Source organism: Petrotoga sp. 9T1HF07.CasAA.8.2 (assembly GCF_002895585.1).
Lineage (GTDB): Bacteria > Thermotogota > Thermotogae > Petrotogales > Petrotogaceae > Petrotoga > Petrotoga mobilis.
In genome coordinates, this window is sequence record NZ_AZRI01000049.1 from 16,964 (window position 1) to 40,891 (window position 23,928).

22 protein-coding genes and 1 riboswitch are annotated in these 23,928 nt (G+C 35.3%); of the genes, 5 read left to right on the forward strand and 17 right to left on the reverse strand.

Annotated elements, in window-relative coordinates; genetic code table 11:
- Positions 1-4: 4 nt before the first annotated feature.
- The 5 genes from disA to X925_RS09930 all read left to right on the forward strand — a co-directional run bounded on the left by disA (position 5) and on the right by X925_RS09930 (position 6,379).
- The gene (disA, locus tag X925_RS09910; RefSeq protein WP_121959852.1) at positions 5-1,114 is read left to right on the forward strand and encodes a DNA integrity scanning diadenylate cyclase DisA; all 1,110 of its coding nucleotides are present in this window, start codon (positions 5-7) and stop codon (positions 1,112-1,114) included.
- 65 nt (positions 1,115-1,179) lie between these two features.
- Entirely contained in the window at positions 1,180-1,632 is a 453-nt protein-coding gene (smpB, locus tag X925_RS09915) for an SsrA-binding protein SmpB (RefSeq protein WP_012208215.1), read from the forward strand.
- Positions 1,589-2,548: an ABC transporter ATP-binding protein gene (locus X925_RS09920; protein ID WP_233187779.1), complete on the forward strand. Its 960-nt coding sequence runs from the start codon at positions 1,589-1,591 to the stop codon at positions 2,546-2,548. Before smpB ends, X925_RS09920 begins: the two co-directional genes overlap by 44 nt.
- A gap of 19 nt (positions 2,549-2,567) precedes the next feature.
- Positions 2,568-4,397: a ribosomal protection-like ABC-F family protein gene (abc-f, locus tag X925_RS10550; RefSeq protein ID WP_369974007.1), complete on the forward strand. Its 1,830-nt coding sequence runs from the start codon at positions 2,568-2,570 to the stop codon at positions 4,395-4,397.
- A gap of 2 nt (positions 4,398-4,399) precedes the next feature.
- On the forward strand, positions 4,400-6,379 hold the full coding sequence (locus tag X925_RS09930) for a glycoside hydrolase family 13 protein (protein ID WP_012208218.1): 1,980 nt from the start codon (positions 4,400-4,402) through the stop codon (positions 6,377-6,379).
- A gap of 28 nt (positions 6,380-6,407) precedes the next feature.
- On the opposite strand, the gene X925_RS09935 is transcribed toward X925_RS09930, so the two are convergent.
- From X925_RS09935 to fdhF, 17 genes are all read right to left on the reverse strand, one after another.
- On the reverse strand, positions 6,408-6,890 hold the full coding sequence (locus X925_RS09935; RefSeq protein WP_012208219.1) for a molybdenum cofactor biosynthesis protein B: 483 nt from the start codon (positions 6,888-6,890) through the stop codon (positions 6,408-6,410).
- An 11-nt stretch (positions 6,891-6,901) separates the two neighbouring features.
- Positions 6,902-7,351 (reverse strand): MOSC domain-containing protein, encoded by a 450-nt coding sequence (locus X925_RS09940; RefSeq protein ID WP_196793038.1) that lies wholly within the window; start codon positions 7,349-7,351, stop codon positions 6,902-6,904.
- Positions 7,329-7,811 (reverse strand): cyclic pyranopterin monophosphate synthase MoaC, encoded by a 483-nt coding sequence (gene moaC / locus X925_RS09945; RefSeq protein WP_012208221.1) that lies wholly within the window; start codon positions 7,809-7,811, stop codon positions 7,329-7,331. Before moaC ends, X925_RS09940 begins: the two co-directional genes overlap by 23 nt.
- Positions 7,812-7,813: 2 nt before the next feature.
- On the reverse strand, positions 7,814-8,785 hold the full coding sequence (gene moaA, locus X925_RS09950; RefSeq protein WP_103065782.1) for a GTP 3',8-cyclase MoaA: 972 nt from the start codon (positions 8,783-8,785) through the stop codon (positions 7,814-7,816).
- 18 nt (positions 8,786-8,803) lie between these two features.
- Entirely contained in the window at positions 8,804-10,702 is a 1,899-nt protein-coding gene (locus X925_RS09955) for a molybdopterin biosynthesis protein (protein ID WP_121514538.1), read from the reverse strand.
- Positions 10,703-10,823: 121 nt separating this feature from the next.
- Entirely contained in the window at positions 10,824-12,059 is a 1,236-nt protein-coding gene (glp, locus tag X925_RS09960) for a gephyrin-like molybdotransferase Glp (RefSeq protein WP_121959853.1), read from the reverse strand.
- Between the two features lie 15 nt (positions 12,060-12,074).
- Positions 12,075-12,686: a hypothetical protein gene (locus X925_RS09965; protein WP_121959854.1), complete on the reverse strand. Its 612-nt coding sequence runs from the start codon at positions 12,684-12,686 to the stop codon at positions 12,075-12,077.
- 16 nt (positions 12,687-12,702) lie between these two features.
- A complete protein-coding gene (wtpC, locus tag X925_RS09970) occupies positions 12,703-13,746 on the reverse strand; it encodes a tungstate ABC transporter ATP-binding protein WtpC (RefSeq protein WP_121959855.1) in 1,044 nt (347 codons plus the stop codon).
- Positions 13,739-14,548 carry an ABC transporter permease gene (locus X925_RS09975; RefSeq protein ID WP_121959856.1) on the reverse strand — a complete coding sequence of 270 codons (810 nt, stop codon included), beginning with the start codon at positions 14,546-14,548 and terminating at the stop codon, positions 13,739-13,741. The genes wtpC and X925_RS09975 overlap by 8 nt, the downstream gene beginning before the upstream one ends.
- Positions 14,541-15,506 carry a tungstate ABC transporter substrate-binding protein WtpA gene (wtpA, locus tag X925_RS09980; RefSeq protein ID WP_121514543.1) on the reverse strand — a complete coding sequence of 322 codons (966 nt, stop codon included), beginning with the start codon at positions 15,504-15,506 and terminating at the stop codon, positions 14,541-14,543. The genes X925_RS09975 and wtpA overlap by 8 nt, the downstream gene beginning before the upstream one ends.
- A 163-nt stretch (positions 15,507-15,669) precedes the next feature.
- Positions 15,670-15,791: riboswitch (molybdenum cofactor riboswitch) on the reverse strand.
- Between the two features lie 43 nt (positions 15,792-15,834).
- Positions 15,835-17,067: an NAD(P)/FAD-dependent oxidoreductase gene (locus X925_RS09985; protein ID WP_121959857.1), complete on the reverse strand. Its 1,233-nt coding sequence runs from the start codon at positions 17,065-17,067 to the stop codon at positions 15,835-15,837.
- Positions 17,064-18,878: an aldehyde ferredoxin oxidoreductase family protein gene (locus tag X925_RS09990; RefSeq protein WP_121959858.1), complete on the reverse strand. Its 1,815-nt coding sequence runs from the start codon at positions 18,876-18,878 to the stop codon at positions 17,064-17,066. Before X925_RS09990 ends, X925_RS09985 begins: the two co-directional genes overlap by 4 nt.
- A gap of 1 nt (position 18,879) precedes the next feature.
- Positions 18,880-19,368 (reverse strand): 4Fe-4S dicluster domain-containing protein, encoded by a 489-nt coding sequence (locus X925_RS09995; RefSeq protein WP_012208231.1) that lies wholly within the window; start codon positions 19,366-19,368, stop codon positions 18,880-18,882.
- A 274-nt stretch (positions 19,369-19,642) separates the two neighbouring features.
- Positions 19,643-20,314: a HesA/MoeB/ThiF family protein gene (locus tag X925_RS10000; RefSeq protein ID WP_012208232.1), complete on the reverse strand. Its 672-nt coding sequence runs from the start codon at positions 20,312-20,314 to the stop codon at positions 19,643-19,645.
- Between the two features lies 1 nt (position 20,315).
- Positions 20,316-20,591, reverse strand: a complete 276-nt coding sequence (locus X925_RS10005; protein ID WP_012208233.1) for a MoaD family protein — start codon at positions 20,589-20,591, stop codon at positions 20,316-20,318.
- The gene (locus tag X925_RS10010) at positions 20,588-21,181 is read right to left on the reverse strand and encodes a molybdenum cofactor guanylyltransferase (protein ID WP_103064555.1); all 594 of its coding nucleotides are present in this window, start codon (positions 21,179-21,181) and stop codon (positions 20,588-20,590) included. Before X925_RS10010 ends, X925_RS10005 begins: the two co-directional genes overlap by 4 nt.
- The gene (fdhF, locus tag X925_RS10015; RefSeq protein ID WP_121959859.1) at positions 21,147-23,900 is read right to left on the reverse strand and encodes a formate dehydrogenase subunit alpha; all 2,754 of its coding nucleotides are present in this window, start codon (positions 23,898-23,900) and stop codon (positions 21,147-21,149) included. Before fdhF ends, X925_RS10010 begins: the two co-directional genes overlap by 35 nt.
- Between the last annotated feature and the right edge of the window lie 28 nt (positions 23,901-23,928).

The window sequence follows — 23,928 nt, forward strand, 5'->3', positions numbered from 1 at the left end:
AATTTTGAATGAGAAATTAGAAAGAATTTTTGAATTGTTAGCTCCGGGAAAGCCTATTAGAAAAGGTATAGACAGGATAATGGAAGCAAATTTGGGGGCTTTGTTGTTTTTTTGCTCACAACCTGAAAAGCACCTTAAAGAAGGTCTAATACAGTTAGGCTTTAGAGTTGATTCGGATTTTTTACCTGAAAAAATTTATGAACTTTCAAAAATGGATGGGGCTATTGTTTTAAACAGTGATGGAACTCAAATTCTTGCAGCGAATGCACAACTTAATCCCGATAAGAGCATACCTAGTTCAGAAACCGGCATGAGACACAAAACTGCTGAAAAAGTGTCTATTCAAACGGGAGATTTAACAGTCGCAGTTTCTAAAAGAAGAAATATTGTTTCAGTGTATTATAATAAAATGAAATACGAACTTCTACCTGAAAATGTTTTATTTGCTAGATTAAATCAAGAAATTACCATTGCACAAAGATATAGACAAAGCTTTATGAACCTTTTAGACTATCTGAACATCGAAGAGACAAGGGGAAATGTAAGTCTCTCTGACGTTGTTGAGATACTTTCCAAAGGTTTACTAACGATAAAAATTGTACAAAGAGCTGAAAAATATTTATTAGAATTAGGAGAAATCGCTGGAAGTGCAAAATTAGAATACGAAGAAATCTTAAGGACAGTCCCTAAGTATGTGGGTGCTGTTATAATGGATTACAGCTCAGAAAACTTAAAGTATCAAAGACCCGAAGATGCGACAAGCATATTCAAAGAATTAGACTTTAACGATTTGGTCGATCCCTTCAAAATAGCAAAAACTTTAGGTTATATTGATGTTTCATCTGAAGACGATCTGGAAGAAACAGCTTTAACATCACGAGGCTACAGAATCCTTTATTCTACTAAGTTACCAACTTCTGCGGTAAAAAAAGTTGTGGAAAGTTTTAAAAACCTTCAAGAATTAATGAACGCCACTTTTGAAGAATTAACAGATATAAGCGGAATCGGCAAAAGAAGGGCGGAAATAATCTTGGGAACATTGAATAAAAAGAAAAGAGAAAAAGAGGAAATAGAAGAGGAAACTGCACAAATAATGAGCAAAGAAAAGAAGTAATAACACTATTAATAGTTTTTCAATTTAATATTGTAAAAACATCACAATTTTAGAGGTGAAGAAATATAACAACTTTAGCAAGAAACAAAAAAGCTACTCACGATTATGAAATAATAGAAACCTTTGAAGCAGGGATTTCTTTATTGGGCACAGAAGTAAAATCCAGCAAAGCTGGAAAAATCAATTTCAAGGATAGTTTCTGTAAAATAGAAAAAGGCGAATTGATTTTATACAATGTTCACATCAGCCCTTATTCAGGGGCATCTATATTTAATCACGATCCAGAAAGACCTAGAAAACTTTTACTTCATAAAAAAGAAATAAGGCGTTTGCAATCTAAAGTTCAACAGGAAGGCTTGACGATGATTCCGCTCGAAATCTATACTAACAATAAAGGGCTGATAAAAGTTAAAATCGCTTTGGCTAAAGGATTGAAAAAATACGATAAGCGTGAAAAGATTGCAGAAAAAGAGTATGAAAGGAGAATTAGAAAACAACAAAAATATGAAAATATCTGAAAAAATCTCACCAGCAATATCAATTAAGGGATTAACAAAAAGATTCGGGAAAACGGTTGCGGTTGATAACGTTGATCTAGAAATTAACGAAGGAGAGATTTTTGGACTTATAGGTCCCAATGGTGCAGGCAAATCCACCATTATGAAGACTATTTCCACGCTTTTAAACCCTTCACAAGGAAAAGTGGAAATACTCGGAAAAGATCTTTCGAAAAACAAACCAAGCCTTAGAAAAGTGATCTCTTTAGTCTCTGATTACTCTGTATTGGAAAATGATTTAACCCCCTATGAAAATTTAAAATTGTTTTCTTTAGCCTCAAATATCGAAGATAGTGATAAAAAAATTAACGAATTTTTTCATAGTTTTGGATTGGAAAAATATAAAAACAAATTAACTAAAAACCTTTCTTCTGGCAACAAGCAGAAGCTGAATATAGCTAGGGCATTATTAAAATCTCCAAAAATACTTTTGTTGGATGAACCAACAAATGCCATAGATGTAGAATCCTCAAGATTTATAAGACGTTATATACTGAACGAAAACATCAAAAATGGAACCACAATAGTGATAACATCCCATTATTTATGGGAAGTTGAACAATTAGCTACAAGTGTGGGGATAATCATAGATGGAAAAATTGTTATCAAAGACAATATAGAAAATATTTATAAAAGGTTCGATTCTATAATTAATATTTATGAACTCACTTTTGAAGAAAAAGACCATGAAAAAATATTAAACTATTTAAAAGATCTCTCTGATGTTTTGGCAATAAAACCCGTAACCAAAGAAAAATTAATAATTGATTCAAAAGATAGTACCTTTACAATGAATAATTTCAAAGTGTCGATAAGAAAATTACGTCCAACTTTGGAAGACATATATTCTTATATAATATCCACCCCAAATCAATGATAGAAATAAAATACTTAAGGTGATAAATTTGCTTTTAAGACTTGAAAATGTGTCTCATAATTTTGGTGAATTTTACCTCTTTTACGATGTCGACTTGGTTATAAATCAAAACGATAGGATCGCTTTAATAGGTAAAAATGGTGCAGGAAAAACTACTTTATTGAATATTATTTCAGGAAATATTGAGCCTATCGAAGGACGGGTGCTCAAGAGAAATGATTTAAATATATCTCTTTTAAAGCAATATAGATTAGATTTAAATAAAACAGATCCTACTTTGTATGACTTTATAAAAGAAAGTGTCTCAAAAAATACACCTGAACACATAGTCGATAAGACTGTCAGAAGTTTGCTAGTGGGTCTTGGTTTCGAAGAAAGCCAATGGAACAGAAATGTTTCTGGTTTAAGTGGCGGTGAACTAACTAGATTGTCCCTCGGAAAAACCCTTTCTGAAAAAAGCGATTTATTACTTCTTGATGAACCTACTAATCACTTGGATCTCTTCTCTATCGATTGGTTAATCAACTATCTCAAAAATTACAAAGGTGCGATGGTTATAGTATCCCACGACAGGACATTTTTAAAAGAGTTGTGTAACAAATATTGGGAAATAAACAATTCTAAGATTTGGGAATTCAAAGGGACTTACAAAGAATACATTCAATCACGTGAAATTTATATAAATTCAGTAAATTCAAGAAAACAGAACTTGCAAAAAGAAATCGAAAGACTCGAAAAAATGATAGAGCGTTACCGAAGTTGGGCTACAGAAAAAATGGTTAGACAAGCCGTAATCCGCGAGAGAAAATTGGAAGAGTTGAAAAATGAACTCGAAGAGATTCAAAATATTGAAGAAGAAAAAGGTATAGACGTAAAGATCCCCCAACCCACAAAAACTGGTTACAAGGTAGTAGAGGTTAAAGACCTATCTTTTTCATACAACAAAGAACAAAAATTACTAGAAAACATCTCTTTTGAACTCTACGAAGGAGAGAAATTAGCCATCTTAGGAAAAAATGGGTGCGGAAAGAGCACTTTACTAAAATTATTGATAGGCGAATTAGAAAATCATGAAGGGAGCATTGAGTGGGGATACAATATCAAAATCGGATATTTAGATCAAGTTATATCTAATCTTTCTCAAGAATATGACGTGTTGAATGAAACGTGGGAATTGGTAAAGGATTGGAAAGATTTCGAAGTAAGAAAGTATCTTGGGAGATTTGGATTCTATTCTAGCGAAGTGTTCAAAAAAGTAAGCGAACTCTCTGGTGGAGAACTCACCAGATTGGCATTAGCTAAAATTTTACTTGAGAAACCAAACGTTTTGATATTGGATGAACCCACCAACCATTTGGATATCCTAACGATTGAAAGTTTGGAGCAAGCACTTAAGGAGTACACGGGAGCCATAATCTTTGTCTCACATGACCAATCTTTTATCGAGAATATCTCCAACAAATTCCTTTTGATAGATAACGGTGAATCCAAAATATCTGAAAATATTGAACCTCTTTTAGAAGAAATAAAAAATAACTCTTTTAAAATAAAAAAAGAAAAAAAAGTAAATGAAGAATACGAACAAAATAAAAAAATAAAAAACAGAATAAAAACTTTGAACAAAGAAATTTCAAGAATCAGAGTTGAATCGGAATTGCTATTTGAAAAGTTAGATTCAGTTGAAGCTAAACTTTTTGAGTATGGAGACGATTATAATAAGGTGTTAGAATTAATTGAAGAAAAAAACAAATTAGAAAAGGAACTTACAAAACTACAAAAACTGGAAAGTAAATATGTAGAAGAATTAAATCAACATACTAAAATCTCAAACAATAATTACGGAGGATAATTATGAAAGGCATATATTCTGATCAAACTAGCTGTTATCTTTATCCCGAGGAGCCAAGCATAGATGACAAGGTAACGATTAAACTGAGAATTCCAAAATACTTAGGTAAAAGTATCGGAAGTGTTATTTTTACTCCTCAAAAAAACTTAAAAAATTATCAACATAAACCAATGCAACTCTCAAAAGAAACTACTTATTTTTATTTTTTTGAAAGTACTTTCAAAATGCCAGACAGAATTGTTAGGTACCATTTCGAAATAGATTTAATAGAAAAGGGCAAAAAAATGTTCTATGACGCTATGGGGATTGTAGAAAATCGCACTATTCATGACTTTGTACTCGTTGCAGATTTTAAAACTCCAAAATGGTCCCATGGTTCAATATATTATCAAATATTTGTTGATCGATTTAAAAACGGAGATGAAACAAACGATCCAGTATCTCACGAGTATCAATACGATGGTCAAGAAGTTTTGAAAAAAGATTGGAACTCACTGCCAGATCCTAAAAATGGTCATAGAGAGTTTTATGGCGGAGATTTACAAGGAGTTTTAGAAAAGATTGACTACTTAAAAGATTTAGGAGTGGAAACGATTTACCTAAACCCTATCTTTGTTTCTCCAAGTCCGCACAAATATGATACTCAAGATTACGAACATGTAGACCCTCATTTTGGGGTTATAGAGGAAGATTCTGAAGATCTTAACGAAAAATACAAAGTCAGAACTACCTCTATAAAGAACCTCGAAAAAAGCGATGAAATTCTAAAAAGTCTTATTCAAAAAGCCCATGAAAAAGGTATAAAAGTTATTTTAGATGGCGTTTTCAACCATTGTGGCTCTTTTCATAAGTGGGTAGACGAAATGGATTTGTATGGTGAAGGTAGTCTACATAGGGATGATTCTCCCTACAAAAGTTATTTTTATTGGGACGGTACCCAAAAGAGCTATGAGGGATGGTGGGGTTTTCACACCCTACCAAAATTGAATTATGGAAATATTAGTTTATGGAAATACATAGCTGATATTGGGAAAAAATGGGTAAGTGAACCTTTCAATGCGGATGGATGGAGACTCGATGTTGCGGATGATTTAGGTAAATCTTTTGAAATGAACACAGCTTTTTGGAGATTCTTCTACAAAGTTGTAAAAAAGTCAAATCCAGAATCGATAATATTTGCAGAAATTTATAAATCACCTCTTGCTTGGTTAGAAAGACAATGCTGGGACTCTATAATGAATTATATAACCTGTATGGATCCGGTTAGTTATTTTCTTACAGGCATGGAAAAACACAACGAGCATTATAAACCTGAGCTCTTAAAAAATGCTGAGTATTTCGTTAACTCAGTGAGATGGGCTTTATCTCAATTACCCATGAATAGTAAATTTATTGCTTTAAACCAACTAAGCAACCATGATCATTCTAGATGGATGACAAGAACCACACAAAAAGTTGGGAGATTGGGACCAAAAACTCATGAAGAAGCTTCCCTTGGAAAGGATTTAGATGTTTTCAAAATAGGGTTAGTCACAATGTTTACTCTTCCAGGATCACCCGGATTATTCTACGGTGATGAAATAGGTTTAGAAGGTTGGACAGACCCAGATAATAGAAGACCTTACCCTTGGGGAAAAGAAAGTGAAGAAAATAAAATGTTGTTTAATTTCACAAAAGAATTAATTAAAATGTACAAAGAACATCTTGCATTGAGAAAGGGGTCTTTTGATTTTCTTGATTGGAATGGAGGATACGTATCTTACGCTTCATGGAATGAAAGTGAAAATATAATCACCGTTATAAATAGAGAAGAAAAAGAGATCGATGTTGAACTGCCATTATGGCTACTCGATAAAAAAGAAGGGAAAATAGATCTTTTATTCGCTACAAAAGATTTCAATTTAGAAGATAATTCTTATAACGACGGCAAAAAATCTCTAAAAATCCCAGAGAAAATTGCCCTTGTATTTAAAATTAATTGATTCCCCTTGCTTGGATATATGGCTTTTTTTAATGTTCTGTAATCTCACCCTTTAAAATATTAATTCCGTGTGGGATAAGATCTTTAACAGCTTCAAAACATTCTTTAACCGCTTTAGTGCTACCTGGAAAATTGATAATTAAAGTGAATTTTCTAATTCCACAAACTCCTCTAGAAAGATATGCCATTGGGGTATTCTCCCCCGTGGCATATCTGATTTTTTCTGGAATTCCTGGAACCTCTTTTTCGATAATGTTTTTCGTAGCCTCCGGAGTAACGTCTCTTGGAGCTAAACCCGTTCCCCCTGTTGTGAGTATTAAGTCTGCAATATTATTGTCGGCTACTTCTTTTAATTTTTGTTCTATTTCTTCTTTTTCATCGGGAATTATTAGGTAAAAACTTTTAATCCAACCTTCTTCTTCAATCATCTTAATTAGTAATTCACCACTTTTGTCTTGTCTTAAACCCTTTGATCCTTTATCACTTATTGTTATTATTGCAACTTTAATCATTACTGTACCCCCTACTCTGATACAATCGTTAATTTATCACCTGGAACCACGATACCACCTTCTAAAACTTTGGCGAAAATCCCCTCTGTCAGCATTATATTGTCAGGATTGAATTCTCCAGCTTTTCCTATTTCAGTAATTTCGAGTAATACACTCTCACCTACTCTAAATTTGGTTCCCACAGGATATTTATATAACTCTATCCCTTCTATGGTTATATTCTGTGCGAAGTTGCAATATCCATCTTTTAATTTTAAATTCCTTTCTTTTACTATTTTTTCAAGGCTTTCTATGCCCAACAAACTGACTTGTCTATGACTTTTTCCTGCATGATAGTCACCCTCTACACCAAAGTTAGTTATAATGTTTATCTTATCTTGGATTTTTTTGAGCATTCCTCTTTTTTCACATTTACAAACTTTGACTACTTTACCTTCTCTAATCATCGTTTTCTCTAACATAAGTCCCACTTTTACCTCCCGTCTTTTTCATTAATTTTATATTTTTAATCACCATATCTTTATCTACAGCCTTACACATATCGTATACCGTCAAAGCTGCTATTGAAACACCTGTAAATGCTTCCATTTCAACCCCCGTTTTACCTGTTGTTCTCACCGTTGCGTAGATACCTAAAGTTGTAGCATTTTCAAATTCAAATTTTATATCTATGCCGGTTATCAGCAAAGGGTGACACATTGGGATTAACTCAGATGTTTTCTTAACACCCATAATTCCAGCCACTCTTGCGGTTTCTAAAACAGCTCCTTTTTCTATCTGACCGTTCTTTATCTTTTCAAGGGTTGATTCTTTTAGCTTTATTTGCCCATAGGCTATAGCTTCTCTTTTGGTTTCATCTTTATCTGTAACGTCAACCATCTTTGCTCTACCTTTTTCGTCTATATGAGTAAATTCTTTCATACCTATCCTCCAATTTGAGACATATTTTTCTTCGGGAAAAAATCATTTTTGTAAAAGTTGTGACTAATGGGTTTAAGAAGAAGAGCTTTTTCAAACTTTTCTCTCACACCTTCTGAAGAGATCTTTCCATCTTCATCGCGCATATTTACTTCAACATCGCTGGCAAGACAAGGCCTCAAAAATCCATCAGCAGTTAATCTCATTCGATTACATGTTGAGCAAAAGTTATGACTAATAGCGGTAATAAATCCTACAGTTCCCTTTGCCCCAGGGACTTTGAAATCCTTTGAGGGGCCATTATTTTGTATATTTACAGGGACCATACCCATCTTATCGATAATTATTTCCTTGAATTCGTTTAGAGAAACATAATAATTACCAGAAAGAAGGCTTGTTTCACCCATAGGCATATACTCAATAAATCTCACATGTAGGTCCTTATCTATTGTGAGATTAACGAAATTTTCCAATTCATTATCGTTGATACCCTTCATCACAACGGTATTAATCTTTACTGGATTTAAGCCAACTTCAAGTGCTGCTTTAATCCCTTCAATTGCTTGAGAAAATTCGCCCCTTCGAGTAATCGTTTTATAGGTATCGGGATTTAAAGAATCAAGACTAATGTTAACCCTAGACAAACCTGCCCTTTTTAAAGCAAATGCATATTTTGGTAGAAGAACGCCATTAGTTGTCATAGTAATATCTTCAAGTTCAGGAATTTTCCTCAATTCTTTGATTAAATTTACTACGCCTTGTCGAACAAGAGGTTCACCACCTGTGATACGAACTTTCTTTATACCAAGTTCAGTACCTACTTCAACGATTTTGATTATTTCTTCATATCGTAGAATACTGCTATGGGTCTTGAAAGTCACACCTTGAGATGGCATACAATAAATACAACGTAGATTACATCTATCTGTTATCGATACTCTAAGATAATCGATACTTCTTCCGTATTTATCAATCATTATAATTGAACTCTCCTTTTATGACATTATTTCACCTGTATTATCTGTTCTATAACCCCCCAATGCAATTACTTGGCTCTTAAACTTTTCAGAATTAATAACCTCAAGAATTTTTCCCATCCTGGTATCTTGTAGAAAGTCAGTTGGAATTATAAAATCATATCTTTCTTCTAAAAGAGGTATAAAATCCAAATCCATCGCATCGGCAGCTGCCTTTATCCCTAATCCTACATCTGCAGATTTATTTGCAACGGCTGCTGCAACAGCAGTGTGGGTGAATTCTTCTCTCTCGTATCCCCTAATTGATTTTGAAGGTATCCCCTTTTTGTTCAACCAATAGTCTAGTAATACACGGGTACCTGAACCTTTCTGTCTATTGATAAAGTTAATATCTGGACGGATTAAATCCTCTATCTTTCCTAATCCTAAAGGGTTGTCTTTTGGTACAATTAAACCCTGTTGTCTCCAAATTAAATTAACCATAGTTACTTTTTTATCACCTAAAATCTCTTTAACGTAAGTTTTATTGTACGTTCCACTTTGTGGATCCAAAAGGTGGGCTCCAGCCAAATGACACTCGCCTCTTTTAAGCGACATCAATCCTCCCATACTCCCCACAGATTGAATGTTAAAGTCAAATCCAAGTTTTTGAGATTTTATTTCATTAACCAATATGTCTAATGAATAATCATGACTCCCAATGAATAACACGTTTTTTGAAATGGAGGAGATGGGGTTCAAAATATATATTTTCACCTTTTCGTTGATACCTATTCCTTCGGATTTTTCTGGGACAGGCATAATACCATCTGCATTCACCAGTGACTCCATGGCAGCCGAACCCCTTTTTCTTGGAACCGCTACGTATTCTCCATCAATAAAAGCTAAATTAACCCTTAAAAATTCTTCCAAGCCAACTTGTGAAGGAACTTTTCTACGAACAACCGCATTTATATATGGTGTTTCTGGAACGTCCAAACTTAACATCTGATACACAAGGGTTCGTACAAAAATATAATAATTCAGCAAAGCAGATAGAGGATAACCAGGTATACCAATTACCGGCTTTTCTTTTATAACACCAAGAATGACTGGTTTACCAGGCATTATGTTAATTCCATGTACAACAACTCTTCCTACTTCATTTAAAATTTTCTCGGTATAATCTTCCCTACCGGCAGAAGAACCCGCTATAATGATCAAAATATCGTTTTTTTCGATCTCATCCAGCACTTTTTTCTTGAGATCTTCATATTTGTCGGGAAGGATCTCGGTAATTGAAACTTTTGCTCCCCATTGTTCGCCATAAATTTTCATCATAGTCGAATTGAAATCCACAAGTTGACCTTTTTCTGGATCCTGATCGGGAGGAATAATCTCATCACCCGTTGGAATGATTCCTATCAAAGGCTTTTTTTTAACGTTGATTTCTTTCACACCTGCTTCTAATAAAGATCCTACATCATAAGGCCTTATCATATGATTTACTGGGAACATTAATTGCCCTTTCATTACACTTTCTCCAATAGCTCTAATATTTTGCCATGGTGTAGCACTTTTTTCTATAATGTAAAAATCACCTTCATCATTTATTTCTTCTATCTTTATAACCGCATTAAATCCTTCTGGTATCGGATCTCCAGTATCAACTATAACCGCATCTAAACCTTTTTTCAACATCAATGGATTTGTTTTACTGGCTCCATATGTATTTGAAGCTTTAACCGCTATACCATCCATTGCGGATGCATAATAGTGTGGCCCAAACCTTTTTGCATAGATAGCTTCTGCTGTGACTCTACCGTTAGAATTCTCAACTTTAATATTCTCTGTTTCAACAAAATAATCTTTGAAAATCTTAAAATATTCTTCTTTAGCTTTTTCTAAAGAGACTTTTTCTAAATATATTTTACTCATTTATTCACCTTCTTGAATTCAATTTACCACCTTGAAAAGCTCTTATATAGCGCCCCTTCGCCCCGCTCCCCACCCAAAAGGATAAAGGAATTTTAACCCACTTGACCCGAAGCCCACTCATTTAATACAAGTAGACATCTACAGTTTCCTCTTTATTGAGTCCTTCTTTGTTAGCATCTATTTTTATATAACCGTCGGCATAAACAAATGTAGATATCATTGCTGATTCACCGACTAATGGATCCGCAATGTAATTTTTTTCAGCATTTTCAATCAATCGAACTGGAATGTACTCTTCTCTTCCTTTATCTGAATCCAAATTTCTACTTAACTTTGCTTTAATATTGCATTTTATGTTTTTTTCTTTTATGCCCATTATCTTCTCAACCAACGGTTTAACAATCACTTGGGTAATGATAAAGGATGATGAAGGGTGGCCAGGTAAGCCTAAAATAGGTTTACCTTCAACTACCGCAAAAATCGTAGGTTTACCTGGCTTTATCGTGATTCCTTGAGACAATACCCCAGGTTTCCCCAAAGAATTCAAAACTTCCACCGTCATGTCTTTAACTCCTACAGAACTACCTCCAGAGATCAGGATCAAGTCGCAATCTAAATTGTTTTTTATACTCTCCCTCAGAAAATCAAATTTATCTGGAACTATCCCAACGTATCTAATTTCTGCACCTACTTCTTCTAATGTTGTTCCTATTGTGTAACTATTTATATCCCTGATTTCACCTGCTCCAAGTGCATTTTCAGGGGAGACTAACTCGTCTCCTGTTGCAATTACAGCTACTTTTGGCTTTTTATAAACTTCAACATCAGTTATTCCAAGGCCTGCTAGAGCTCCCACATCCTGTGGCCTGATCTTATGGTATTTATTTAAAATTACCTTCCCTTTAGGAATATCTTCACCCTTATAAATTACGTTTTCACCAACTCCAACAGAACGATTGATTTCAATCATTTTTTCGCCAACGTAATCAACGTATTCTATCATAACGACTGCATTTGATCCTTCTGGCAACATTCCACCCGTCGGAATTTTTACAGCTTCACCAGCTTCTACCATTATCTTTGTTTCTTGCCCCATGAACACTTCACCTTTAACGTTCAAATAGATAGGCATACTTTCCGAGGCACCAAAAGTATCCTCCGCTTTCACAGCGAAACCATCAACAGTTGATCGGCTAAAAGGTGGAAGATCGATGGGAGAAAATAAATCCTGGGCTAAAATTCTCCCATTGGACTCTTTAAAGTTCATCGTTTCTGATGGCAATAAACCAATATTTATATTTTTATCTACAATTTCCCAAAACATTTCTGGGGTATTTAAATCCAAGAATTCAGACATACTTAGCCTCCGTCTTTATTTGAATAAACCAAGCTGGCAGTACCGAACTTTGATGTTTTGATCATCCAACAATTTCCCAAATTTAGGTAATTTGATATTCAATGCCTTACAGATAGCGTGTGCATTAAAACAACTCACTTGTTCAAAATTAATCTTGAATTTCATACTGTTTCCGTCTTTGATTAATTCTTCAAGGTTTTCTTTATCGATTATAATATCGGCTTTACTTTTGGCTTTGGTCGCTGATTCTTTTTCTTGTGTATCATCAGAATCAATGTAAAAAACCAAAGTTGGTCTAATAAAATCTAGGATACTGTTCCCTTCAACGATCAAATATTCAATATCCTCATCTAAGAGTTTGCGTGCCCTTCTATAACCTTCCAACAATCCCTGATAATTTGTTTTTAGTAAGATTACATTTTGGGCTCCATATTCTTTAAAAAGCGCAGTATCTTTACCTTTCTCATTGATAATTGAAGGATCAGCTGTAACTTCTATTTCCTTATTAGTTTTATGGAGAGATGTTTTTATCACCCCAACGTGACAGTTTAAATTCTTTATCATTCGTGAAATTAAAGTAGATTTACCTACATTACTCGTTTTTCCACTAACAACGATTGTAACCAAAAAAGTCCCTCCTATCTTAGTAAACATGCACCGCAGAGGCTTTGAATGTAACAAAAACCTTTTTGTTTTCTACTAAATTCAACTCTTTCAACGATTGCCTTGTTATGTACACCACCAAAGGAATACCGATATCCACGGTAATATGAACTATAGATAATTGTTCATAAATCCGCTTTATCACTCCAGGGAAAACATTCCTAGCGCTTGAATCAAAAGGATTTATAGATAACAATATATCTTCAGGTCTGATAGAGATATTAACATTCCCTTTCTTTTCACTGGCCACACTTATTTTCAATCCATTCACTGAAACATAGGTACCAGAATCATCTTTTACTATTTCTCCTCTAAAAATATTTCTAACCCCAGTGAATTGAGCAACAAAATCAGAATTCGGTTTGTTGAACACCTCGTTTGAATTTCCATCTTGAATGATCTTCCCATCTTTCATTATAGCGATTTTATCCGCTAAAGAAAATGCTTCATTAAAATCATGTGTTACATGAATTGTAGTAGTCTTGAGCTGTTTGTGTAATTTTTTCAAATCTTCTATAAATTTTTCTTTTGTTTGAGGATCTAATGCACTTAAAGGTTCATCTAACAGCAAAATTTGTGGAGAAGTAATTAAAGCTCTAGCGAGAGCTACTCTCTGCTTCTCTCCTCCACTTAGATTCTTCGTTTTCCTTGTGAGTAAATGTTCTATGTGAAAAAGCTCTACTATGTTGTTTAACAGATATCTTACTTCATCTTTCTTAACTCTCTTCGATTTTAATCCAAAAATAATATTCTCTTCTACATTTAAATGTGGAAAAAGCATATAATCCTGATAAACCATCCCAACATTTCTTTCTTCAGGAGGTAAATTTGTGATTCTTTTCTCATTTATAAACACATCCCCAGAGTCGGGTTTTATTAAACCTGCTATAATCTCAAGAATCACTGTTTTACCTACACCTGTTGGCCCCAAAATTACAAAATACTCATTATCTTCAATATTCAAATTGATATCTTCTAAAGAAAACTTTTTAAATCTCTTAGATATATTCACGATTTTAATCAAGCTCGTTTTCCTTCTCTCTACCTTCTATTGAATTCTTTCTGTTTATGAGTGTTAAAAAGATAAACACAATGAGACTTGTTATCACCATAATGGCTGCAACGGGGCTTGAATACTTCAATCCAAAGGAAGTAAACCTCTCGTAGATAAGTACCGACGCCGTCATTGGATGATAAGCTAATATAATAACCGCACCAAATTCAGATAATCCTCTTGCCCACATCATAAGTGAACCAGAGATTAAATGGTTAAAATTCAAAGGTAGCGATACTCTGAAGAAAGTTCTCGCAGGGGATGAGCCCAAACTTCTAGCAACCTTTTCAAGTTTAACATCAATAGATCTGAACCCTTCTTTAACTTCATTCACCAAAAAAGGCATACTGACAAACATCATTGCAACAACTATTCCTGCAAATTCGCCAACGAACTCTATTCCAAATATCGAGAAGAATCTTCCCAGAAAAAATCTATGGCCAAAAACTGTCAAAAGCGCTATTCCAGCCGCTGTATGTGGTATTATAACAGGGATATCTATCAAACTTTCAACAAAAGACTTACCAAAAAAATCTTTACGAGCAAGCAAGTAAGCCAAAGGCACCCCTAACAATATGGAAATTAAAGTTGCAACTAACGATGCACTGAAAGTAAGCAATATGGAACTGTATACTTCTTCTTCCTTTACAGTGTCGATAAGAACTTTCGGCTCAACTCCAAAAATAAGCTTAGCCACAGGGGCCGCTATGAAAAACAACAATAGTATCCCCAAAAAACTAAGTATTAATTCGAACCATGCTTTTTTAATCATTCGCTCCACCTTTTAAGAAATCTTGAAGCTCCTGGGGAGCTTTTTCTATGTTTACACCTTCTGGGGGATTAATTGACGGTTGCCCGTTTTCTTCCATGATGGCTCGTCCTTCTGGACCAATGACGAATTTGATGAAGGCAATTGCTCCCTGTAGATTTGGAGCGTTATTGGGAATGGTTAGAGCATATACCATAGGTTGCCCTATTTGGGTTATCATTTCACCAGGCTCTTTGCCCGTTACATCAAAAGAAGCAGTTGCATAAAAATCGGCATACTTCGTACTTTTCAAATTAATTTGTTCTGGTAATTCCACGTAGGGCATTCGATGTTGCAACGCCACAGATTTGTAGATGAAAATATAATCCAGTTCTCCTGCCTCTAATAGTGCGATTAAATCTGTTTCTTTTGGTCTAACGTTTTTTGGTGGACAGTTATCAGCGAGTTTTTTATATAGATTATCCACTTTATAATATTTTTCTGCCAATTTCCAAACAATCTGGCTTCTGTATCCACAAGGATCGGCATTTGGATCCGAATGACCGTACTCAACATCTGGGCGCAAAAGAATCTCATACCAATTGTCAGAATTAATCTCATCTTTGTAGCGAGAATCTTCTGTGTACATTATCACCATCTCGTTGTTGGCAAAATTTATGTACCATTCTGTGTACTCTGGGATCATCAGATTTTCGATGACCGTATAATCCGCAGAACCTATAACGTCCGCTTCTCTTCCAAGATCGGTAACCTTTCTAACAGCTTCTCTACTTCCCGCTGCTTCCCTAATAACATCTGTTCCAGGATACTGACTTTCAAAGGCTTTTTCAATTTGTGCAAATGGAACGCTTAAAGATCCCGCATGGAAAACTACAATCTCTCCAGTTATATCTTCAGCCATCATCAACGTCCCAAATAAAAAAACAAATAACATAAATGTGTACTTATAAATGCTCTTCATTATTTCCTCTCCCCTTATCTAAATTTTTTTATCTAAGTTTATAAACTCTAAAACTTACTTTAGCAACCCTTTACTGTTACATCAACCTAGAAGATTGAGGAAAGGAGAGCAGCTTAAAAAAATTAATGACATTACAAAATAAAAAAACCGGCGTGTGAAGACACCGGTTCATAATGTGTCTCCTTTCCTAATGCGGGAGGCATAGAAGTTTCCTTCTATACCCTATCGTCTAAGTCACCATAGAATGAATTCCGTAGGTAACCTAGATCGAAGACATTATAAAATGTATATGAAAAAAATTGTTTTCAAAAGAACTTAAATTTTAAAGTTATATATTCACAACTTCTCTCGTAGGAGCCTTAAACATCGAATAACTTAACGCACCTTTTATTGCTTCATTCAATAGATGGCTTATATCCCATTGATTTTTCATCGCTGCCAAATAAACTCCAGGATTTAGGACTCCTCCAACAAAGATAAAACCAACAAGTTTGCCATCTCTTACCAGAATTTTGTGGTAACTTCTACCTTCTTTTTCCTTATAAACATCGTAAGCATCTTCTTTACTAATACCTCCGGTGAAAACAACTTCTCCAAATAAATTTACTATGTTTCTAGATACTTCTTTGGGATATTTCCAAGAATACCCCGCCATATTGGTGGCAGCTATCCTTGCTTGTTCCATCGCAACAGGCCACAAGGCATGCATTTCATACTCATCTGAAATTAAGTCTATGGATTCAGTCACATCCCCTGCTGCATAAACATCCTTAACAGATGTTTCCATATATTCGTTTACCAAGATGCCAGTGTGACATTTGATAGGTGTTTTTTCGAGAAAATCTATACTTGGTCTGACTCCTTTTCCCACAACAACACAACTGCCTTGAATTACTTTGCCTGATGCAAGAAAGATGTTTGCGTGATCTCCTTCTTCTTGAACCTTAGTTATACTTTCACCCGTGATTAACTCCATTCCGCTTTCTATAGCTCTTTCAGCAATAATATCCGAACCTTCTTCATCAACGATCTGAGATAACATTCTACGCGATCTTATAACAAAAGTAGCAGGTATATTTAGTTCCGCTAGGGCATCAGCAATCTCAGAATTAACTAATCCTGCACCAGAAAGTATTACTCTTTTAACGTCACTTTTTTTCAACTTATCTTTCAATTTATCCATATCTGAAAGGTTTCGCACTGTTAGAACTAGCGGGGATCCTTCTAATTCCATATCTGGAACATACGGTTCTGCTCCAGTTGCTATCAACAATTTATCGAAGGAAAATGTTTGGTTTTGTACAGTTTCTACCTTTTTTCTTTCAACATCAATGTTGACAACCCTTTGCCCTAGTAGAAGTTTAGCCTTAGATGGATGGGGAAGAAACAGATAATCTCTTTTCTTTAATTTATTCGATAATAAATAAGGTAAAGACATTTTACTGTAGGGGAATACTTCTTCAGCGGATAATATAGTAATTTCCCCTCGAGGATCCAGAGATTCTAATGTTCGAGCAGCATTTAAGCCAGCTGCACTAGCTCCAACAATAACGTATCTCATTTTGAAATCTGGACCTCCAATTCTTTAAGTTTTTCTTCTGTGGGAACACTGTCTTTATCCCATCCTCTTAACTGATAGTATTCATCCAACATCTTTCCAAGATCCTCTACATGGCCTTTTGAAGGACCCGTTTTGATTGGTTCATTTAATATTCTTGGAGGTAAGGTATCATCCTGTCTTGTAAAACCAGCTTTAAGATTGAAAAGCTTTTCAATATTCCAAATTCTTTCTCCAATTTTCATGAACTCTTGGGCATCTATTGAAAAACCTGTTGCAGTTGACACCATCTCGGCTAACTCATTAGCACTGAGACCAAAAGTCGTGAATAAACATATTCCAGAAGAATCAAGTGCACCGGTTAAATCTTGTAAGGTTTTAATTATAGCCGCTTTGCCTTCATAAGCGTACTGATCAGCATCTCCCAATACCTCTACGGCTGTTCCATATCCTCTGACGTGGCAAGCACCACGATTGCTAGTTGCATATTCTAAACCCATACCTTTGATAGCCCTTGGATCGTAAGCTGGGAACTCCTGTTTCTTTGCCGACATGGAAAGTTCCGGATGACCATAATGCTCTGCTAAGCGATAGGAACCTTGAGCTAATAATTTCCCAAAATTTCCTTCTTGCTTGCATGCCAATTCCACGGCTTTTAACATAGCTTCTGCTGAACCAAATCTAAGTTCAAAAGGGGCATCTTTCTTGGGCATATATCCTTTTTCGTACAATTCCATGGCACAGGCGACAGTTGAACCCATAGCGATAGTATCGATTCCATATTTATCACAAAGATGATTTGCACTTATCACTGCATCAAGGTCTGAAACACCACACATTGCACCAAACGACCAAACTGATTCGTATTCTGGACCTCCTCCAATAGTTCCTTTATACGGTCCACTTTTTACTACCGTTACCCTACCACAAGCTATTGGACACTCGGCACATCCTTCATTTCTAATTAAATTTTTCTCCCTTAGAGTTTCTCCACTAATTTTATTTGCCTCTGGGAAATAAGCATCTTGGGCATTACGAGTGGGGAACCCACCAACACCATTGATAACATTCACCAACATTGCGGTACCTAACATAGCAGCCCCTTGACCTGCAAAGGCATCTTTGCTTAAAATATCTCTAGCCTTATAAACTGCTTTCATAAAAGCTTCAGGATCAGCCACTGGAGTATCTTCATTCCCTCTAACGGCTATACCTTTTAGATTCTTACTTCCAACTGCGGCGCCAACACCGGTTCTTCCAGAAGCCCTATGACCATTGAACATTACGCTAGAGATAGGAGATAATTTCTCACCAGCCGGTCCAATCGTCATGGTTTCAGCCAAGGGATGTGTTTGCTCTCTTATCAATTCGTCACTTTCGTCAGCCAATTTCCCCCATATTTCCTTTGCGGATCTGAATTCTACTTTACCTTTGTTAATCCATATATATACAGGTTCGGCTGATTTTCCTTCAACAACGATCATATCGTATCCTGTGTGTTTCAAAGCGGGGCCAAAATGTCCACCTGCATTAGAGCACGCAATAGCTCCATTCAAAGGGCCTTTTGTGATTACCATAGTTCTTCCAGAAGAAGGAGCTAATGTTCCATCTAAAGGACCAGTGGCAAAAATGACCTTGTTTTCTTCAGAGAGAGGATCTACTTTCGGATCGATTTCTTCCAACAACAAACGAGTCCCATACCCTCTGCCCCCTAAATATTTCTGAGCCCACTCTTCATTCAATGGTTCACTTTTTACTTCTTTGGTTGTTAAGTTAACTCTCAATAATTTACCTTTGAATCCACCTTTTATCATTTTAAGCTCCCCCCTTTACTAAATCTTTTGCGATTTCTTTAAGGCGGGTGGCAGTTTCCCTTACTTTCACATTTGTGATATCTTCTACTTCTTCGTAAGACAAAGCTCCTGGATAGCACACTTTAATACACGCTGGATCCCCACCACAGTTATCACATTTTATTACCTCTTTCCCTGTGTGATCCAATTTTATGGAACCCCACGGGCATGCTACGATGCACTGTTTACATCCGATACATTTTTCCTTGTTAAGTTCTACCACCCCTGTTTCAGGGTTCTTAGTCAGAGCGGAAGTAGGGCATACTTCTTCACAATATGCTCTCTCACACTGCAGACAAACACTTGGGACGAAGGTTAAATCTTCCCAAAACTCGTTCACTTTGATTCGAGAGTCAAGGGGGTTAAACTTTCCCGTATGCTCAAAAGAACAAGCATACTCACATGCCCTACATCCCGTGCATTTTGCCTGATCCAACATCAATACTTTCATGCACACTCCTCCTTTCAATATTTTAAAATGTTAACTGAACTACAGTTAACTAAAAAAAAAGAAAACTTTGTTACATTCAAACTCCTATTTTTGAAAAATTTATATTGTTGTTATTTTAACTCTTATGTAAAAAAAAGTCAATTTGATTTATTGGCAATTAGAAGCGTTTAGGGACGATTATTTTCAATTAGAAGGCAAATTCTTGCAAATAAGCGCTTTTCTTAATCTTATCTTGAAAAACAAGGATTAATAGAGGAATGAAAGTTCTTATTTTTCATTGAAGGTTAATTATTTCAAGGGAATAATCTTTTAAATCTATGAGTAGTAACTTGTTGTCGAGGGTATCTTTTCTTCCAATTATTACTTTAATTGTTTCTATTACTTGAAGGGATGCCATAATCGATACTACAGGTGAGATAACAGAGACCTTTTCTTGTGTTGTATCAATTTCTCCGAATATATCTTTTAAAGACGAAGTTTTACCTGGGATTATGGTTGTCAATTGACCATACCATTGATTAACGCCTGCATGAATATAAGGTACGTTGGATTCCCAAGCAAGTTGTTCAAGAATATATCTCGTTTCGAAATTATCAAGAGCGTCTAATATGACGTTCACATCTTTGGGTATTTTACTCTCTTTTGAAATTTTTTCTACCTTTGTTTCTATTTTCGTAGGCAAGTTAAAAGATTCAAGAATTTTTTTAGCTTGATCAACTTTGTATTCACCAATGCTATCCACGCCATATAAAACTTGACGGTTTAGGTTAGAAGGTTCAACCTTATCATAATCCACCAAATATATTTTTTTTACACCAACCCTTTGTAACTCCAAAGCCTGATGAGTTCCAAGACCTCCAGCACCACCAATATAAACAACAGCTTGTTTTAACTTTAAAGACTCCTCTTTTGAGAACAACCCTTTTTGTCTTTCCAAGTAATCCATATCATCCTCCTCCAGAAGGGGGAAAAATTGTTATTTCATCTTTATTTTCTACCAACGTATCCAATCCTTGTAAATGGCGAATATTTCTTCCATTTAATAATACTATTGTACCGCTTTTAAGTTCCCCGTTTTCTAGTAGTTTTCTACTAAAGTAATTATCAAACTCTTGATCCAATAATTTTATTATTTCTTTAACAGATTTCGATCCTGATAATTGGTAATCGACTTCATCCTTTTTCAAGTCAAGCTTTATTAGGGAAAAGAATTTTATTTTCAAATCTTTTCACTCCTTTCCAGATTCATTTCCAATTTTTCAATATCTTCCTTATAATTTATATTGAAAAACAGTTTTTCGGGTTCTCCAATTTCTCTTATAATGGTTTCTTTTATTATTCTAACCTTTACTTTGGGGAAAAAACTCTTCAACTTTAATTGATCATTTTTTAGTGAAGCATTGATAAAAGGCAAACATTTTTTGCTATAAACAGCGGCAAGTGGCTCAAGGTAAGAGTTGTACTCGGGCACAAGAACGTCATAATCTTTCTTCTGTAAGTTTACAAATTCAAAAAATTCACTTGTCAAAAAAGGCATATCACAGGCTGTCAAAAAGTTGTAGTCGCTATCAGAACAGGTTAAACCCGTAAGCAACCCGCCTAATGGGCCTTTATTTGGTATTATATCCTCACAAAAAAATACATCTTGCAAAAAAACATACTCTTTTACGTTGCCTATTATGTATACTTTTTCAAATGCATTTTTTAGACCTTCAACAATCTGTTCTATCAAAGGTCTTCCGTTGATTGTTTCCATTGCTTTATTAGTCCCAAATCTGCTACTCTTGCCTCCTGATAGAAGTAAAGCGTTCATCAATTAAAACCTCTCTTCTTGAAACTCTTTTTTCAACTTTTTCTAACTTAACTGGGGTTATTTTTAATTCGGGTATCTTTGCTTTTAAATCATAAACACGATTGGTAAGTTTATTGGCTGGACTTTCCGCATAGTGAAAAGGCATGAAAAGTTGGCCAGGTTGAACTCTTTGTCCAACCTTTGCATAGGTTTCAACCGTTCCTTGAGGCGAAGTTATCCTAACTCTATCTTTATCTTTGATCCCCAATTTTTTTGCATCTTCTATGTTTATTTCGACATAAGAGTCTGGTTCATGCTTGTCAATAGGATAGGATCGCCTGGTCATAGTACCTGTATGGAAATGGTATAACATCCTTCCTGTCATTAAGGTAAAATTGTACTTTTCATCGGCTTCTTTTTCTGGAGGAGCAAACTCAACTGGAAAAAACTTGCCTTTCCCACGAGAAAAACCATCCTTATGCAAATATTTTGTACCTGGATGATTAACATCAGGGCAAGGCCATTGCAAACCACCTTTTTCCAATCTTTCATAACTTATTCCGCCGTATAATTTTGATACTTGTGCGATCTCATCCATAATTTCAGAAGGAGAATTATATTTCATTTCATAACCCATTTTATTAGCCAATTTAGTTAATATCTCCCAATCTGCTTTAGCCCTTCCAGGAGAGTTGACCGCTTTTCTCACCCTTTGTATGCGTCGTTCGGTATTTGTAAACGTACCCTCTTTTTCAGCAAACGACGCCGCTGGCAAAACTACATCTGCAAATTGTGCAGTTTCAGTCAAGAATATATCCTGCACTATTAAAAAATCCAAACTTTCTAGAGCTTTTTTAACATGGTCTTGATCTGGATCAGACAAAAAAGGATTCTCACCCATTATGTAGAGAGCCTTTATCTTTTTACCAGCTTCTTCAAACATTTCTGTTAAAGTCAATCCTTCTCTATCAGTTAATTTTACACCCCAATAATTCTCAAACTTTTCTTTAATTTTGGGATCACTGACTTTTTGATAACCAGGATAAACATCAGGTAAAGCCCCTACATCACAAGCACCTTGCACGTTGTTTTGTCCCCTTAATGGATTGACTCCTGTGCTTTCAAAACCAACGTTCCCAGTTAAGAGTGCAAGATTCGTAAGAGAAAGTACGTTGTTAGTTCCGTATTTATGTTGAGTTATTCCCATTGCAAAATATATTGCTGCTTTTTCGGCTAAACCAAACATTTTTGCAGCTTCGATTATCTTATCTGCTGGCACACCTGTAATCTGGGATACTTTAGATGGTGTATAACCTTCTATTACTTTTATATAACTTTCAAATCCTTCCGTTCTTTCTTCAATGAATTTTTTATCAAGTAACCCTTCCTGGACGATAACATTCATCATTCCATTTATTAAAGCCACATCTGTTCCAGGCTTGTGATGTAATGAAATGTCAGCAATTTCAGAAAGTTCTATCTTCCGAGGATCTGCTACTATTAAATGGGTCCCGTTTTTCTTCGCCTTTTTTATCTTGCTTCCAATTACCGGATGATTCTCCATTGGATTTGAACCTATAACAAATATTACATCACTTCCCTCTATTTCTGATATAGAGTTGGTCATGGCTCCCGAACCAAATGCCATCCCTAATCCAACAACAGTGGAGGCATGACAAAGTCTGGCACAGTGATCTACAGAATTTGTACCAATTACTGCCCTCATAAATTTCTGCATAATATAGTTTTCTTCATTTGTACATTTTGCTGAGCTCAACCCACCTATTGAATCACTTCCATACTTTCCTCTTATATTCAATAGTTTTTCTGCAACATAATCCAATGCTTCTTCCCAACCAACTTTTTCGAAATGTCCATTTCTCTTTATCAAAGGGTCAGTCAATCTATCCGGGTGATTGACAAAATCATAACCAAAACGACCTTTCACACAGCTTTCTCCATGGGGGTTAGGAGAGTTTTCGTTGTAAACGGAACCAACTTGAATTATCTTATTATCCTTAGTTCTCAATTCCAATTGACAACCAACCCCGCAGTAAGGACAGGTCGTTATAGTTTTATTAAATTCGTAATAACGTCCTTTTCCTTTGGAAGGAATATAAGTAAGGGCCCCTGTTGGGCACATTTCAACACATTGTCCACAAAAGACGCATGGAGAATCTTTCCCCCCCAGATCTTCATCAAATGGAGGGCTAACTTTAGTTTCAAAACCTCTATTGACAAAATCCAATGCGTTACACATTTGAATCTCTTTACATGTTCGTACACATTTACCACAAAGTATGCATTTGTCTAGATCAAGCTGTATAAATTCATTCTGAGCTTTTATCTCAAAACGTGGGACTTTCTTTGTTCCGAAGGTAGATTCTTTAATTCCATATTCGTAAGCGAGATCTTGAAGAACACAGTTCCCATTAGCTTCACATGTCATACAATCCAATGGATGATCAGAAACTAGTAGATCTACAACGGTCTTTCTAGCTTCGATAACCCTTTTGCTATCCGTTAAAATCTTCATCCCATCAGTTACTGGAGTCACACAAGAAGCAACTAATTTATGATTGTTTTCCATTTCTACCAAACACATTCTACAAGAACCTGCATCGGATAAATGTGGACTATGACATATGGTGGGGATATAGATACCGTTTTGTTTTGCCACCTGGAGTATAGTTTGACCGGGCTCGGCTTCGTATTCATTATGATTTATAGTAACTATCAAAACATAAGACCCCTTTCATTATTAAATT